Annotated in this window: 11 protein-coding genes and 1 tRNA gene; 9 read left to right on the top strand and 3 right to left on the bottom strand. The window is 66.3% G+C overall.

The annotated features are described in order from the left end of the window. The 6 genes from AAFG07_RS05950 (at position 1) to AAFG07_RS05975 (ending at position 6,667) form a co-directional block, all read left to right on the top strand. The gene (locus tag AAFG07_RS05950) at positions 1-645 is read left to right on the top strand and encodes a GNAT family N-acetyltransferase (protein WP_342726415.1); all 645 of its coding nucleotides are present in this window, start codon (positions 1-3) and stop codon (positions 643-645) included. Positions 646-1,192: 547 nt separating this feature from the next. After that, on the top strand, positions 1,193-2,218 hold the full coding sequence (locus AAFG07_RS05955; RefSeq protein WP_342726416.1) for a helix-turn-helix domain-containing protein: 1,026 nt from the start codon (positions 1,193-1,195) through the stop codon (positions 2,216-2,218). Positions 2,219-2,320: 102 nt separating this feature from the next. Next, positions 2,321-2,848: a Tautomerase enzyme gene (locus AAFG07_RS05960; protein ID WP_342726417.1), complete on the top strand. Its 528-nt coding sequence runs from the start codon at positions 2,321-2,323 to the stop codon at positions 2,846-2,848. Between the two features lie 14 nt (positions 2,849-2,862). After that, positions 2,863-3,846, top strand: a complete 984-nt coding sequence (locus AAFG07_RS05965; protein WP_342726418.1) for a carbon-nitrogen hydrolase family protein — start codon at positions 2,863-2,865, stop codon at positions 3,844-3,846. A gap of 354 nt (positions 3,847-4,200) precedes the next feature. Next, entirely contained in the window at positions 4,201-5,901 is a 1,701-nt protein-coding gene (locus tag AAFG07_RS05970) for a vWA domain-containing protein (RefSeq protein WP_342726419.1), read from the top strand. Positions 5,902-6,181: 280 nt separating this feature from the next. Further along, positions 6,182-6,667: a cyclic nucleotide-binding domain-containing protein gene (locus AAFG07_RS05975; protein ID WP_092123548.1), complete on the top strand. Its 486-nt coding sequence runs from the start codon at positions 6,182-6,184 to the stop codon at positions 6,665-6,667. On the opposite strand, the gene AAFG07_RS05980 is transcribed toward AAFG07_RS05975, so the two are convergent. Then, positions 6,606-7,433, bottom strand: coding sequence for a metallophosphoesterase (locus AAFG07_RS05980; RefSeq protein WP_342726420.1), 828 nt, complete (start codon positions 7,431-7,433; stop codon positions 6,606-6,608). The two genes, AAFG07_RS05975 and AAFG07_RS05980, sit on opposite strands and share 62 nt — an antisense overlap. A 363-nt stretch (positions 7,434-7,796) precedes the next feature. Next, positions 7,797-11,714, bottom strand: coding sequence for a PAS domain-containing protein (locus tag AAFG07_RS05985; protein WP_342726421.1), 3,918 nt, complete (start codon positions 11,712-11,714; stop codon positions 7,797-7,799). 375 nt (positions 11,715-12,089) lie between these two features. Between AAFG07_RS05985 and AAFG07_RS05990 the strand changes: the two genes are divergently transcribed. From AAFG07_RS05990 to AAFG07_RS06000, 3 genes are all read left to right on the top strand, one after another. Further along, on the top strand, positions 12,090-12,488 hold the full coding sequence (locus tag AAFG07_RS05990; RefSeq protein WP_229199309.1) for a phasin family protein: 399 nt from the start codon (positions 12,090-12,092) through the stop codon (positions 12,486-12,488). 274 nt (positions 12,489-12,762) lie between these two features. Further along, entirely contained in the window at positions 12,763-13,200 is a 438-nt protein-coding gene (locus AAFG07_RS05995) for a phasin (protein ID WP_092123552.1), read from the top strand. Positions 13,201-13,386: 186 nt separating this feature from the next. Then, a tRNA-His gene (locus AAFG07_RS06000) sits at positions 13,387-13,463 on the top strand. 433 nt (positions 13,464-13,896) lie between these two features. Here AAFG07_RS06000 and AAFG07_RS06005 read toward each other — a convergent pair. Beyond that, complete coding sequence (locus AAFG07_RS06005; RefSeq protein ID WP_342726422.1) at positions 13,897-14,130, bottom strand: hypothetical protein; 234 nt, start codon at positions 14,128-14,130, stop codon at positions 13,897-13,899. Positions 14,131-14,132 lie beyond the last annotated feature (2 nt).

Consider the following 14,132-nt stretch of genomic DNA (forward strand, 5'->3'; position numbering starts at 1 on the left):
ATGACCGGCGCGGGACGATCCACGATCCGTCCCGCACGATCCGACGACGCCGGCTTCATCGCCCGCATCGTGCTGGCCGCGCAGCGCGGCCCGTTGCCGCGCGGCTGGTTCGACATCGCGCTCGACCGCCCGGAGGCAGAGTGTCTCGCGTTCATGACGCGGCTCGCCGTCGCGCGGGTACGCTCATGGTACCATGTCGCCCATTTCCTGATCGCTGAAGTCGATGGTGTGCCGGCTGCCGCGCTGTGCGCCATGCCCGCATCCGGAACGGTCGTCGCCGCACGCGCGGCGATCGAGGAGGTCGCGGCCGAGACCGGTGCCGATGCCGATGGCATCGTCGCGCGCGGCGGCTATGCCCGCAATTGCTGGGTCCAGGGCGGCGAGGGCGACTGGCTGATCGAGCACGTCGCAGCCGAAGCGTCGCATCGCGGCGGCGGCCTGGTGCAGGCCCTGATCGCCCGCGCGCTCGCCGACGGCAAGGCCGCCGGCTATTCGCGGGCATCGATCTCGTTCGTGATCGGCAACGAGGCGGCCGAGCGCTGCTACACCATGGCCGGCTTTGCCTTCGCCGAGGAGAAGCGCGATGCGGCATTCGAGGCGCTGACCGGCGCGCCGGGCTTTCGCCGATTTGCGCGGGGGATCTGAGGCGGCGGCAAGGGCACGTAGCAAGCGATCATATACACCGCCGTCGTCCTGGCGAAAGCCAGGACCCATAACCACCGTATTCGGTAGTGAGCGGGATCGCGGCCCCAGCGTGGCGCACCAACCAGCACTTGGGGTAATGGGTCCTGGCTTTCGCCAGGACGACGATGAGGATAGCTCTCGCACGATACGACGCACCGCTATTGCGTACCGCATCTCGGTGTCATCGCCCGGCTCGACCGGGCGATCCAGTATTCCAGAGGCAGTTGTGCTCGAACCGAGAGGCCGCGGCGTACTGGATCGCCCGCCTTCGCGGGCGATGACAGATGAGGATGGGAAACAGCTTCGCGCTCTCGCGACATGATTGTCCGAGCTTTGCTCTTCGTTTCGCCGCTCTGAGATCAGAGGGCGCAGGGAAAGCCGGGTGCCGATCGCACCCATGGGTCTCGCGGGAGCTATCCGTCCGGCCGTCACATCGGCGGCCGCTGCCGGCCGCTTGCCCGCTCCCGCGCGAGATGGCAGAATTGCCTCACTTTGTGCAAGATCGGACATGGCCATGCCACTCATCCGGATTTGGGTCTATGACGGTATCCTCGCTTCGGGCGTTGCGGGCATTGTCGACGTGTTCACGGCCGCCAATTCGGTGGCGGCGAAGCGGCCGCAGCGCCACAACGGCAAGCCGTCCCAGCTGCGGTGGCGCGTCGAGTCACTCAATGGCCGGCCGGTGCAGACCGCGTCCGGCCAAATCATCGGCGTCGATGGACCGATCAGTGCGCGGTCTGCGGCGGATGCGGTGGTGATCTCCGGACCGTTCGTCGGCGACATCGAGCGCTTCTTCGCCCGGCTCGATACGGTCGAGCCGTTGCTCGCCGCGCTGCGGCGGCAACATGAGCGCGGCACCCTGCTCGCATCCTATTGCACCGGCAGCTTCATCCTCGCCGAAGCCGGCCTGCTCGACGGCCGGGTCGCGACCACCCATTGGGCGAAGGGGCGGACCTTCGCGACGCGTTACCCGGCGGTGGATCTGCGCGTCGCCGAGATCCTCACCGAGCAGAACCGGATCGTCTGCTCGGGCGCGGTGACGACCTCGCTCAATCTTGCGCTTCGGCTGGTCGAGAAGTTCGCCGGCGCCGATCTGGCCGCCGAGACCGGCAAGCTGATGCTGATCGACGGCAATCGCGTCTCGCAGGCGTCTTATGCCAGCCGTACGCACGACACCCAGCATTCCGACGCGCTGGTGGCGCAGGCGCAAAGCCTGATGGAGAAGTCGCTGCAGCGGGGCTTCAGCCTCGCCAGGCTGGCGCGCGACCTTTCGGTCAGCGAACGCACCCTGAACCGCCGCTTCAAGCTCGCGGTCGGCGAGGCCCCGCTGCAATATCTGCAGGCGCTGCGCGTCGATGTGGCCAAGCGCCTGATCGAATCCAGGCGGCTGAAGCTCGACGCGGTCAGTGCGCGTGTCGGCTACAACGATCTGTCGACCTTTCGCCGCCTGTTCAAGCGCGAAACCGGGCTTTCGCCGCGCGAATACCAGCGCCGGTTTGCGCGTGTCACCGCGCGCATGGCGCCTGCCGGCTGACGACGCCGTGTCCGAATTTGCCCTGAGAATGGCGATACTGCCACTGCTGCCGGAAGCACCTCGCGCATAGACCTCATGCTGGCAACAACAGGAGGTCTCTCAATGCCGATGATCGACGTCACAATTCCCGAAGGAGCCCTGAAGCCGGTAGCGGAAGCGCGGCTCATCAAGGAGCTCGGCGATATCCTGATCGGTCACGAGGGATTCGACCCGGCCAACAAGGTTGCGCAAGGCGTCACCGTCGTGTTCCTGCATCGGCCGGCCGCCGTCTATGTGGCGGGCGAGCCGTCGCCGTCGCCACGCTATCGCATCGTGCCGACGGTGCCCGAGGGGCAGTACACCGAAGCCTCGCGCGCGGCGTTGGTGAAGGACGTGACAGCCGCCGTGGTACGCGCTGACGGTGGTTCGTACGAGGATGTGGCGCCGCAAGTCTGGGTGTTTCCGACCGAGATACCGGATGGCCAGTGGGGCAGCCGCGGCGTCATTCGTCTGCTGCCGGACATCCAGGCCTTCATCGCCGGCGAGCATGAACGCAAGGTCGGCGAAGAGCGCCTTGCGCGGCGACGGCGCGTCAAGGCGCTCGAACTGCTTGCGGGCGCGCTCGATGCTGCCCGCAAGGGCGTCGCGTGATGCGGCACCCGGCCATGGCAATCGATACGCATTTCAGGCTCGCGGCGATCCAGGCCGCCGCGGTCCCGTTCGATCGCGAGGCGTCGGTGGAGAAGGCCTGTCGCCTGATCCGCGAGGCCGGTGCCATGGGGGCAACGATCGCCGCGTTCGGCGAGACCTGGCTGCCGGGCTATCCGTTTTTCTGTCATGCACCGACCGGTCCGAGCACCTTTCGCGCCATGGCGGAATATCTCGATAGCGCCGTCGAGATTCCGTCGCCCGCCACCGACCGGCTCTGCGATGCCGCAGAGGGCGCCGGGATCGATGTCGTGATCGGCGTTGCCGAACGCGACGCAGTCACGAAGGGCACGGTCTACTGCACGCTTCTGTTCATTGGCCGCGAGGGGCGGATTCTCGGCCGTCATCGCAAGCTCAAGCCGACCTTCAACGAGCGTTCGGTGTGGGCCGACGGCGACGCGGTCGGCCTGCGGGTTCATGAGCGGCCCTACGGCAGGATCAGCGGGCTCAATTGCTGGGAGCACAACACCATGTTGCCCGGCTATGCGCTGGCGGCACAGGGAACGCAGATCCACGTCGCCGCGTGGCCGGGACGAGAGCCCGCCGTGGCGCCGCCGTCACCCACGCCGCTGTGGCCGCGACAGCTCCTGCTGTCACGCGCGTTCGCGTCCCAGGCGGGTTGCTACGTCATCGCCGTGGGCGGCATGCGGTCGCACGAGGCGACGCCCGAACGCTATCGCGAGCTGTCGACGATCGAGTACAGCGGCGACAGTGTGATCATCGATCCGCGCGGTGAGATCATCGCGGGGCCGGCGCAAGGTGAGACCATCCTGATCGCTGACGGATCGCGGGAGGTTGTTCTCGCCGCCAAGGCGCTATGCGATATCGGCGGCCACTACTCGCGCCCGGACCTGCTGCGACTGATCGTCGACCGTGATCGACAGGATCGGGTCATCGATTGCGCCTTCGCCGGGCGCGTCGCGCCGGACATGTGGGAGTAGTGCGATCAAGTGCACGGCAGCGTACAAAGCAGCGTCATCTGTGATGACGCTCACGCCGACGAGCGCGATGCGCGCAACTCTGGAAGCAATTTAGTCGTCATCTGCGTGTCGCATCAGGCCAAATGCTTGTCGCAATAGTCCAAATGTTCGGACGCAAGTGACGCCAATCAAAGACATTTTGGCGTTTCGTCGCGTGCACGCCGGAAGTGTATCGCATCAGCAATCCGGCCAACAAAAAACAAAATCCGGATCGAAGGAGGGCGCAGCTGTGGCAAGGTGCGAATGATCTCACGACATGACCGCCGCCGCAGCCGTCTTTGCCCTCCGATTGTCTCCATCATCGAGGATCGATCCGTGATTAAGGTTTTTCGCCGCTCGTTCGTTGCCGGCCTGCTGTCGCTTGGCCTGGCGTTGCTGTCACTTCACGGCGCCCAGGCGCAGGCGCAAGCGCAGGGGACCGACACCATTCTCGTGCTCGATGCATCCGGCTCGATGTGGGGCCTGGTCGATGGGCAGAGCAAGATCTCCGCTGCACGACAGGCGGTCGATGCCATCCTGTCGAAATGGAATCCCGCCGATCGTCTCGGCGTGATGGTCTATGGCCATCGCTCGAAGGGTGACTGCAAGGACATCGAGCTGATGGTGCCGGTCAGCAAGTTCGATCCGGCGAGGATCAAGGCCGCGATCGACGGCATCAACCCGAAGGGCAAGACGCCGATCTCGGATTCGCTCCGTGCCGCCGCCGAGGCGCTGCACTCGACCGAGAACAAGGCCAATGTGATTCTGGTCTCCGACGGGATCGAGACCTGCGCGCCGGATCCGTGCGCGGCCGCGGCCGAACTGAAGAAGGCCGGCATCGGCTTCACCGCCCATGTCATCGGCCTCGACGTCGCCGACCCCGCGGCGAAGAGCCAGCTGCAATGCATCGCGCGCGCGACCGGCGGCGTCTATCTCGATGCCGGCAACGCCGCGAGCCTCACCGGCGCACTGACCAAGGCGGTGGCGGCGACGCAAGGCACCAAGGTCGCAAGCGAGGCGCCGCCGAAGCCTGTGGCCGCCGATCCGTATCTCGGCAAGAACCTTCGCGGCGTGGCACGGCTCGCCGAAGGACTCGATCCGATCAGCGACGAGGACGTCAACTGGGGCGTCTACAAGCGCGCCGGAGGCGAGAAGGGCGAGCACGTCAACACCTTCTACGGTGCGCCGTTCGCGGACAACATCGCGCCCGGCGATTACATCGTGGAGGTGAGCTATCGGCAGCTCAAGCGCGAGTTTCCGCTCAAGGTCGAGAACGGCAAGCCGGCGATGCTCGACGTCATCCTCGATGCCGGCTACGTCACCAGCGAGGGCTCGGTGGCCGGCGGCGCGGGCAAGGTCGATGACGTGGTCTGGCAGGTCTCCGACAAGGGCGGCAGACTGATCGCGCAGGAATACGACGCGGTGCCGCGCTTCGTGCTCGCTGCGGGCAACTATACGCTGACCCTGACCAAGGGGCAGTCGAAGACCAGCAAGCCGTTCGTGGTCGCCGCGGGTGACTCCAGCAACGTCCAGCTCACCCTCGACGTCGGCAAGCTGATCGTCACCACCACCTATGCCGAGGGCGGCCCCAAGGTCGAGAAGGACCTCGTGGTTGCCGTGCACCAGCCGGCGAAGGCCGACGGTGACGAGGGCGAGAAGGTCGCGCAGGAATACGACGCCGAATCGAAGTTCGATCTGCCCGGCGGCAGCTACGAGGTGATGGTGACGGTCGGCGAGGCCAAGGGCACGGCGCGCGCGGAGGTGAAGTCCGGCGCGCCGACCCGGATCAACGTCAATCTCAACGCCGGCGTGGTCGGGATCAAGGCCGACGGCGCCCATGAGATCGACATCTACGGCGCCGAGCGCGACATCAATGACGAGCGCAAGCGCGTCTCGGTGAGCTATGATGCGACCACCAACGTCGCGCTCAGCGCCGGCGACTATGTCGCGGTCGCCATCTTTGCCGACGGCCAGAAGGCGGAAAAGCCGTTCTCGATCGCCGCCGGCAAGCGCCAGACGCTGGAGATCAAGCAGTAGCCCGCTGGACGGTCGGGCCACGGAAACGGCGCACCTCTCCCGCTTGCGGGGGAGGTCGGATCGCATCTTCGATGCGATCCGGGTGGGGGCTCTCTCCACACTGGGACTCGCGGAGAGAGCCCCCACCCCGACCCTCCCCCGCAAGCGGGAGAGGGAGCCCTTCGGCCGCTGCGTCCCTCTCACGCACGGCATGCCGACAATTTGGGCAAACCGCCTGGCTAATCCCGTTCACCTCGGCCACATCTCCGCCTAGTCTGACCGCAGACGGAGGCGAAACAGCATGCGAGCGATCCTTGATCACTGCACCGGCGGGAGCAGGCGCAGCCTGCCGGCCGGCACGGATTTCATCGAGGAGGGCGGCCAGACAGGTCATCTGTTCGTCCTGCTCGAGGGCAAGGTCGAGGTCGTGAAGGGCGACAGTCTGGTCGCGGTGATCGACGAGCCCGGCGCGGTGTTCGGCGAGATGAGTGTTCTGCTCGACAGGCCGCACAGCGCAAAGGTGCGCGCGGCGTCCGACTGCGTCCTGTACGAATTCGACGATGCGGCGTCGTTCCTGCGGGAGCAGCCTGCGCTGGCGCTGCTGATCGCGCAGCTGCTGGCGCAACGGCTGCATGTCGCCACCACCTATCTTGCCGATCTGATGCATCAATATGCCGATCACGGCACCCATCTGGCGATGGTCAGCGAGGTGCTGCAGAGCATGATCAACCTGCCGCCGATGCAGGTCGCGCCAGGCTCGGATCGGCAATCCGATCCAAGGATGTGAGCCAGTCGGGCGCCTCGCCGAGCGGCGTTGCCGGCCGATGCAGGGGGGCGTTGAGATCGACGATCTGCGCGTCGCCGGCGGCGAGCCAGAAAACCTTCTCCTGGGTGAGATCGAGCACGATGTAGACCGGCGGCCGGCCGGGTTGCAGGCCGGTATTGAACACCCAGGTGGCCCCGATCCGGTCGAACCACGAGCCGTTCGGGATGAACGGCGATTGATGCACATGGCCCGAGATCACCATCGCCGGGTGGTGGCGTTCGATCCAGCGCAGCAGCTCGACGTCGCCGAAGAAGCGCTTGCCGCCCCAGCTGATCGGGGAATCCGCCGGCGGGGCGTGATGCACCCAGACCCAGCGGCGGTGCGGCATGGCGGCTGCCTCGCGCAGCTGCTCGTCGATCCGCGCTTTGACCATCGGGCCGTCCCACCACGGGCACACCGTGAACAGCGTGTCGCCGATGGTCAGATTGTCGCCGTCGCAGGCCACGCCGAATTCCCTGACGGCGGCGACCCATCGCGCAACCTTCTCGCCCTCTGCGTTGCGCTCGTCGAGGTCATGATTGCCCGAGCAGAAGATCACGCGCGTGAGGCCGGCGAGGCGCGCGAGGTATTTCGTGACGACGACGATCTGGGCGCGGAAATCGACCGCCGAGCCGAGGTTGAGCGCATCGCCGGCGAAGATCACCAGATCGAATTGCGGCGCGGCCGCCAGCAGCCAGTCGAACTGCGGCAATGAATAATGCAAGTCGGCGACGACAAGGCAGCGCATCCGCCAGATCCAGATGCCCGGAAAGCGGGCTGGGTTCGCGAGATAATGAATTTCAAACAATCGGAATTGCAGCAAGATCCATGCCGTGCCGCGCCGATCAAGCGCGACAGATTTTCGCAGTGAGGTAGGCACGCTGGCCAGGCTCCCTCTCCCCTTGCGGGAGAGGGTGGGGAGAGGGGTGGCCCCGGGCGAGATGATCGAGATGAGTGTCGGTCTCACAATCTCGGCCGCGTGGCATTGAAGAATATTACACGGAGGGAGCGTACCGTGTGGCCACCCCTCTCCCCAACCCTCCCCCGCAAGGGGGGAGGGAGCCCCTCCGCTAGTGCGTTCCTCACGCGGGCGACGGAGCGTGCCCGCCGCTTACACCCGCGCGGCGGCGTGGGAGAACACGATCTCGATCAGCGTGCCGGTGCGGCCGCCGGTCCGGATCTGGAATTTGGCGCGGTTGGCTTCGACCAGCGCCTTGGTCAGCGACAGGCTGACGCCGGCGGAGCCGGCCTGATCGGACGGCGTCGGCGCGCGGAACGGCTCCAGCGCCGCGGCGACCTCGTTGTCGTTGAGGCTCTGGCCGGTGTCGCGCACGCGCAGCATCACCTCGCCGAAATCCGACAGCGCGGTCGAGACGATCACCTGGCCGCCGGCATTGGCGAGATGGATCGAGTTGCCGATCAGGTTCAGCGTGATCTGGCGCAGCGCGCGGGCGTCGGCGACGACAGGCGGCAGCGTGTGCGCGAGCGAGGTGCGGATGATGATGCGCTCGCGATTGGCCTGCGGCTGCATCACAGCGACGCAGCTCTCGACCATCTCGTTGAGGTTCTGGCTGGTGAAGGCGAGATCGAGCTTGCCGGTCTCGATCCGCGACAGGTCGAGCAGGTCGTTGACGATCGTGATCACCCGCTCACCGGAGGCGCGGATGTCCTTCATGTATTCGACATAGCGCTCGTTGCCGAGCGCGCCGAAGCGCTCGCCGATCATCACCTCGGAAAAGCCGATGATGGCGTTGAGCGGCGTGCGCAGCTCGTGGCTGATCCGCGCCAGCATGTCGGATTTGGCGTTCGCTGCGCGTTCGGCGAGCCGCCGCGCCTCGCGCAATTCGCCCTCGCTCTTCCTGGTCTGCGAGAGATCGCGGAACACGGCGAAGAAGTTCGGGCCGTCGGCGCGGGTGCGGCCCATCGTCACCGACAGCGGGATGATGCCGCCCTGGCGCACGCGGCCGAGCGTCTCGCGGCCGTGGTCGAGCAGGCTGGCGACGCCGGCCGATTTCACGCTCGTGAGATAGTCGAAGATGCCGTGCTGGCTTTCCGGCGCGAACAGGTCGGCGAGATTATGCGTGATGAACTCGTCGCCGTCATAGCCGAACAGCGCCTCCGCGCTGCGGTTGCAGGAATGGATGTTGCCCTCGGCATCGAACATGATGATGCCTTCGGCCGCGGTGTCTAGGATCGCGCCGAGTTCCTCGGCGTCGGCGTGGCCGGCCTGCGGCGGTAGTGGCGCAAGCATCGGCTCGGCGGCAGCCACGGGCTCGGGATCGGGCTCGGGATCGGACTTCGGATCGGACAGAGCGGCCGCGACCGCGGCGTCTTCGTCCAGCGTGCGCGAGAAGATCAGCGCCAGCGCGGAATCGTCGTCCCAGGTGATGGTGTGCAGCCGTGCCTCTGCGGACACGGACTGCGCGCCGTCATCCGCGTTCTGGTTTGCGGAGATCGTCACCGGCGTGCCGGTGCCGGAGGTGCTGCTCGCCTGCGAGACGCCGGGCTCGACATAGAGCGCGTCCAGCCCGCCGGCGGCTTCCAGTGCGTGCAGGCTGTCATAGCCCATGCGGGCGAGGAAGGCGTGGTTGGCATAGAGCAGGCGGTCGAGCCGGTAGATCAGGATGCCGACCGGCAAGAGATCGAGCAGCGCGCGGTCGCGTCGGGACTCTCCGCGCGGTGCAGGTTCGCTCGCGGCGAGCCAACCGGCCTTTGGCGCGTCAGCCGGCGTATCGAGCTGCGCGATCGCTTCTTGCTGCCGCGGTGCCTCCGCCTCCGGTTCGCTGGCGGGCGGCGCTTCGGCAACCGCCTCCGTGGCGGCGCGCTCGTTCGTTGTCGCGGTGAGGCCGGCCTCGCTCTCGAGCCGCGCCGACAATTGACGGGCGAGCTCGTTGAAGGCGTTGTTCTCGACCGGCGTCAACGACGGCGGCCGCGTATCGCCGGCAAGGCGGAACGGCAGCACGTTCTGCGGCGGGTCGTGACGCACGTCGTGCGGTCCCTCCTGCGTTCCTCCTTGCGTTTCTTGCGGCGTTTCCACGGCGTGATCCGGATCGGCTTGGTGTGAGGTCTCTGCTGCGCTCGGCTCGGTCAATTCCTCGGGCGGCGCTGCGGTCGGGTCGGGCGGCGGAGCAACATCATGCGGCGCGGCGGGCCCGGGCGGCGCGGCGGTGCGCGGCGCCGGCGCGACATCGGCCGACAGCGATCGCGGCGCGATCGCGCCGCTGAAGAACTCATAGCGGCGCAAAGCGGCGAGTCGCGCAAGCCCGTCGAGGTCGCGACACACACCAAAGCCACGGTAGCCGGCGAAATTCCTGGAACGATCGAACACCGGCAGGCCGGACAGTTCGACCGGCAGCCGGCCGCCGCCGTCGACCGGCCAGTGCAGGGTGATGCCGCTCCAGGTGTCGCGGCTGGCGACCGCCTTGAGGACGCGGCCCTCGGGATCGAGGCCAAAGCTCTCGGCGATGTCGCTCCAGAGACGGCCGAAGCCTGCCGCGGTGTGCAGGCCGATCAGGCGGGTGAATTCGTCGGAGCCGAGCGAGAAGCGGGCCTCATGGTCCATCTGCCACATGAAGCGCAGCGGATGCCGCCGCACCGGCAGCGGCTCGTCGAGCCAGGATGGCGGCGGCACCGGCGCCAGCGTCGCGGGCGCCGGCTCGGCGGCAGGCGGCGGAGCCGGCACATCCGCGATCGCATAGGGCGAGGGCACGGGCTCGGCCGGTGGCGCCGATATTTCTGGAGCCGGCGCGTGTGCGGTCTCTTCGAGAGCGGGCGTAGGCGCAGCTGCGGGCGCTTCGACCTGTGCCGCAGCGGGCACCTGGATCAGCGCTTCCGATAGCGGTTCCTCGACCGCGGCAGTTTCGTCGGGCGTGGTGTCGAGAGGCGGGATCTCGACCGGCGCTTGCTCTGTATGCGTCAGCTCTGCCGACGCGAGCGGTGGAGCAGGGGGCGCGGGCGCTTCGACCTGTGCTTCAGCGGGCACTTCGATGAGCGCTTCCGATAACGGCTCCTCGACGGCGGGACTTTCGTCCGGTGTGGTGTCGAATGCCGTTGTCGCGACGGGCGCGGTCTCGACGTGCGTCTCTTCAGATGCGGGAGATGGAGCAATGCCCGCGGGTTCGGATTCAGTCACGCTGGCGATCGGCTCGAGCGCGACGCGCTCTTCCACCTGCGGATCCAGCGCATCGAACAGTGTGAAGCTGGCCGGCATTTCGCTGGCCGGCGCGGGGGCTTCTTCACGCGCTGTTGGCTGTTCGACGGCGGCAGGCGCTGGCGGCGGCTCCACGGCTGCGGCCTCTTGCGGCGCTGCTGCCGCTACCAGTGCCTCCGGCGCAACCGGCTCAGGCACGATCGGTGCCGCCGGTTTGGCGGCGAGATGCGGTGCCGGCTTGATCAGCGCGATCAGCGCGCGATCGGCACCGTGGCCGATCCGCTGCAGCACGACGCGGCCGATCGCAACGCTCGCCGCCGCGCGGCCCTGTGCCAGCGCTTCGTCGCGCGCGGCATCGAGGCCGGCTTCGGTGAGATCGTGCAGGCCGGGCAGCGAACGCGCCGCCTCGTTGGTTGCGAGTAAAAGTCCGTCGCCGTTGAAGGCGGCCGCCGGCCGCGGCAAGCCTTGCACCAGCCGCAGCAAGCGCTCGGCGAGCGGCATGTTGCGGCCGATCGCATTGAGCGCGCTCATCAGGATGCCGTGGTTGCCGTCGGGCAGGTCAATCCGCCTGCAGCCGCAGGTCGCAAGCCCGCCGGGCACCGCGCCGAAGCCGCGCAGCCGCTCCAGCCGCACCGCGCCGCCTGCGTCGAGGCGGTAGCCGAGCCGCGCGACCTGGCGGCGATGCGGATCGGCCGGGCCGAAGGCGCGCTTCGCCAGCTCGGCGCCATTGGCGGCACCGAATACCTGCGCGCCGACCGGATTGGCCCATAGAATCCGTGCGCCGTCGGCCGACCACAGCCACGCCGGCAGGCCGCTCGTCGCATGGTCCGCCAGCCGCACATCGCCGAGCGCCTGGATCTGGAATTCCGCGTCACTCATCACGCAAGATTTGACCGCATGGTTTGGCTTCTTCCTTAGCTTTGCCGGAGTGCCGGCGGCCGCAGGACGACAGCCTTAACAGAAGGTTAGTATCGCAACTGGGGGGCGGCAGGTCCATGTCCGCGGCCAGCGTGCCCCGGCTTAAGCCGGGATAACGTTAACTTGGCTGAACGATCCACAGCCGTTTGGCGTTGTCGGGTAGAGAGAGGCGGCTGCGACAGCGTGTTGCGGAGCCGGGGCGGCGCCGCGTCATGCCTGCGATTGCAGTGCCGCGATATGTTCTGCCGTCTATTCTACCTTGTATTCTGCCTTGTATTCCACCTTGGGCCCGCAAGGCCAACCGGCGGGCCGACCACCAAGCGAGGGAGAGCGACCATGAGCGACAACGGGCGTGACCATTTCGAGATCCCCAAGTTCGAGATTCCGAAGGACATGCGATCGATGGCGGAGGCGAGCTTCGATCAGGCGCGCAAGGCTTTCGAGCAGTTCGTGACCAACGCGCGGGACACCGCCGGCAAGATCGAGGAGCGCAACGCCACGGTGCGAGCCGGCGCCAAGGAGCTTTCCACCAAGGCGCTGTCCTACGCCGAGAAGAACGTGCAGTCGTCGCTGGACTACGCCCAGTCGCTGCTCAAGGCCAAGGACCTCACCGAGGTGATGCGGCTGCACAGCGAATATGTGCAGGGCCAGATGCGCTCGCTCGCCGAGCAGGCCAGCGAGATGGGCCAGGCGGTCAGCCGCGCCGCGATGGATGCGGTCAAGCCCAAGAGTTGATGAAAGAGCTGACGAAGAGCTGACGGGCTGTGGCAGGCCCAACCCTCGCCGGGCGCGGTAATCCCATATTCCGCCACATAAAAATGTGGCGTCGCACGCGATCTTACGTTGCGTTGCACAAAATTGACATGATATGGGTGTTTATTAGGCGCGCCCGACGAAGGGCACTCCCGTGAATCAAGGCAGCGTGATCCATTTCAACGTTCCCGGCCTTTGTGTCTCCGGGACGTTCGCAATGGTCACATCTACTCACCCGTTGCGAAGGATTACACGTATGACCAACCCGTCCGATCCGTTTTCCGCCTCGATCATCCCGTTCGAGGTTCCCGAGCAGATGCGCGCGTTCGCCGAAAAGGGCGTGCTGCAGGCCCGCGACAGCTACGCCAAGTTCAAGGATGCTGCCGAGACTCACAACTCGACGGTCGAGGCCGTGTTCACCTCGGTGAACAAGGGCGCCACCGCGTATTCGGCCAAGCTGATCGAGTTCTTCAAGGCCAATACCACCTCCTCGCTCGACTTCGCCCAGGAGCTGTTCAGCGTGAAGTCGCCGACCGAAGCGGTCGAGCTGTGGACCTCGCACGCCCGCAAGCAGTTCGAGACCTACACCGCGCAGGCCAAGGAACTGGCCGAGCTCGGCCAGAAGGTCGCCACCGAGACCGCCGAGCCGATCAAGGCCAGCGCCTCGAAGTTCTACCAGCAGCCGGCCGCCTGATCGCAGCCTGCATGAGATCGCGGAAGGCCCGGGCCGATGCGGTCCGGGCCTTTTTGCTGGACGGCGCCGTGGAATGGCCCGAGATAAGAGCGGAAATCAGCGCGTTACGGCCTTGCCAAAGGCGGGCGTTGCACCTAGTTTCCGCCGAAATCGCCGCCCCCTTTTTGCGGGGCCGCGCGTCAGGATGCAGTTGTAGCTCAGTTGGTTAGAGCGCCTGTCTGTGGAACAGGAGGTCGGTGGTTCGAGCCCACCCAACTGTACCAACAAAATCAATTTCCTACACTAGCATCCCTCGATGCCGCGAGCAGTCAGCATACCACAAACTGCAGCGGAGAATCGATAGCATACGACGAAATAAGTCGCTGATAGCTATGCTGGTTTTTGTGCCAAGGCTGAAAGGCGGAGCTCAAATCGCAATTTTCAAAGTCGTCTAGGGACAGGAGGTCAATTGCAAAATATACATAAAGATCAGTATCTTGTCTGCGATTCTTCCCTTTCAGAGCTACCGATTAGCTACCACTAGGGCTGGAACGCGATCTGGTTTTAGGAACAGTTCATTGTGACATCATGGCTGGAAAGACGCGGGTTTCAGCACGACAGAGATGCTGCGCGGAAAGGCAGTTGTCAGAGGCGGTGCGGGAACGGCCCCGCGCCGACGGTGCGCGGCATCCTCAATGATGCCGTCGCGAGGCGGCATCATTGACGGCACCCGGCCCATGGCGTCCGCAAACCCAAGGACAATGTATGAAGGCGTCGATTACGTGCCTCGGCGGCTTGTGCGATGGAGGTGCCGAAGCTTCTCGCGGTGAGATGCTTGTCGCCCCAACTCGCCACTTCGCCGAAGCGCACAATCCGCACGACGAAAACGCGAAAGGCCAGGTTCGCCGGGAAAGCCGCAAGGAACTGCGCCAGCGGCTGGGTATCGCGCAAGC

The sequence above is a fragment of the Bradyrhizobium sp. B097 genome, assembly GCF_038957035.1.
Classification (GTDB): Bacteria; Pseudomonadota; Alphaproteobacteria; order Rhizobiales; family Xanthobacteraceae; genus Bradyrhizobium.

Coding starts and splice junctions, on each gene's coding strand:
- AAFG07_RS05980 (WP_342726420.1), bottom strand. CDS start 7,433: ATGCGCTGCCTTGTCGTCGCCGACTTGCATTATTCATTGCCGCAGTTC.
- AAFG07_RS05960 (WP_342726417.1), top strand. CDS start 2,321: ATGCCGATGATCGACGTCACAATTCCCGAAGGAGCCCTGAAGCCGGTA.
- AAFG07_RS05965 (WP_342726418.1), top strand. CDS start 2,863: ATGGCAATCGATACGCATTTCAGGCTCGCGGCGATCCAGGCCGCCGCG.
- AAFG07_RS05975 (WP_092123548.1), top strand. CDS start 6,182: ATGCGAGCGATCCTTGATCACTGCACCGGCGGGAGCAGGCGCAGCCTG.
- AAFG07_RS05995 (WP_092123552.1), top strand. CDS start 12,763: ATGACCAACCCGTCCGATCCGTTTTCCGCCTCGATCATCCCGTTCGAG.
- AAFG07_RS05950 (WP_342726415.1), top strand. CDS start 1: ATGACCGGCGCGGGACGATCCACGATCCGTCCCGCACGATCCGACGAC.
- AAFG07_RS05990 (WP_229199309.1), top strand. CDS start 12,090: ATGAGCGACAACGGGCGTGACCATTTCGAGATCCCCAAGTTCGAGATT.
- AAFG07_RS05955 (WP_342726416.1), top strand. CDS start 1,193: ATGGCCATGCCACTCATCCGGATTTGGGTCTATGACGGTATCCTCGCT.
- AAFG07_RS05985 (WP_342726421.1), bottom strand. CDS start 11,714: ATGAGTGACGCGGAATTCCAGATCCAGGCGCTCGGCGATGTGCGGCTG.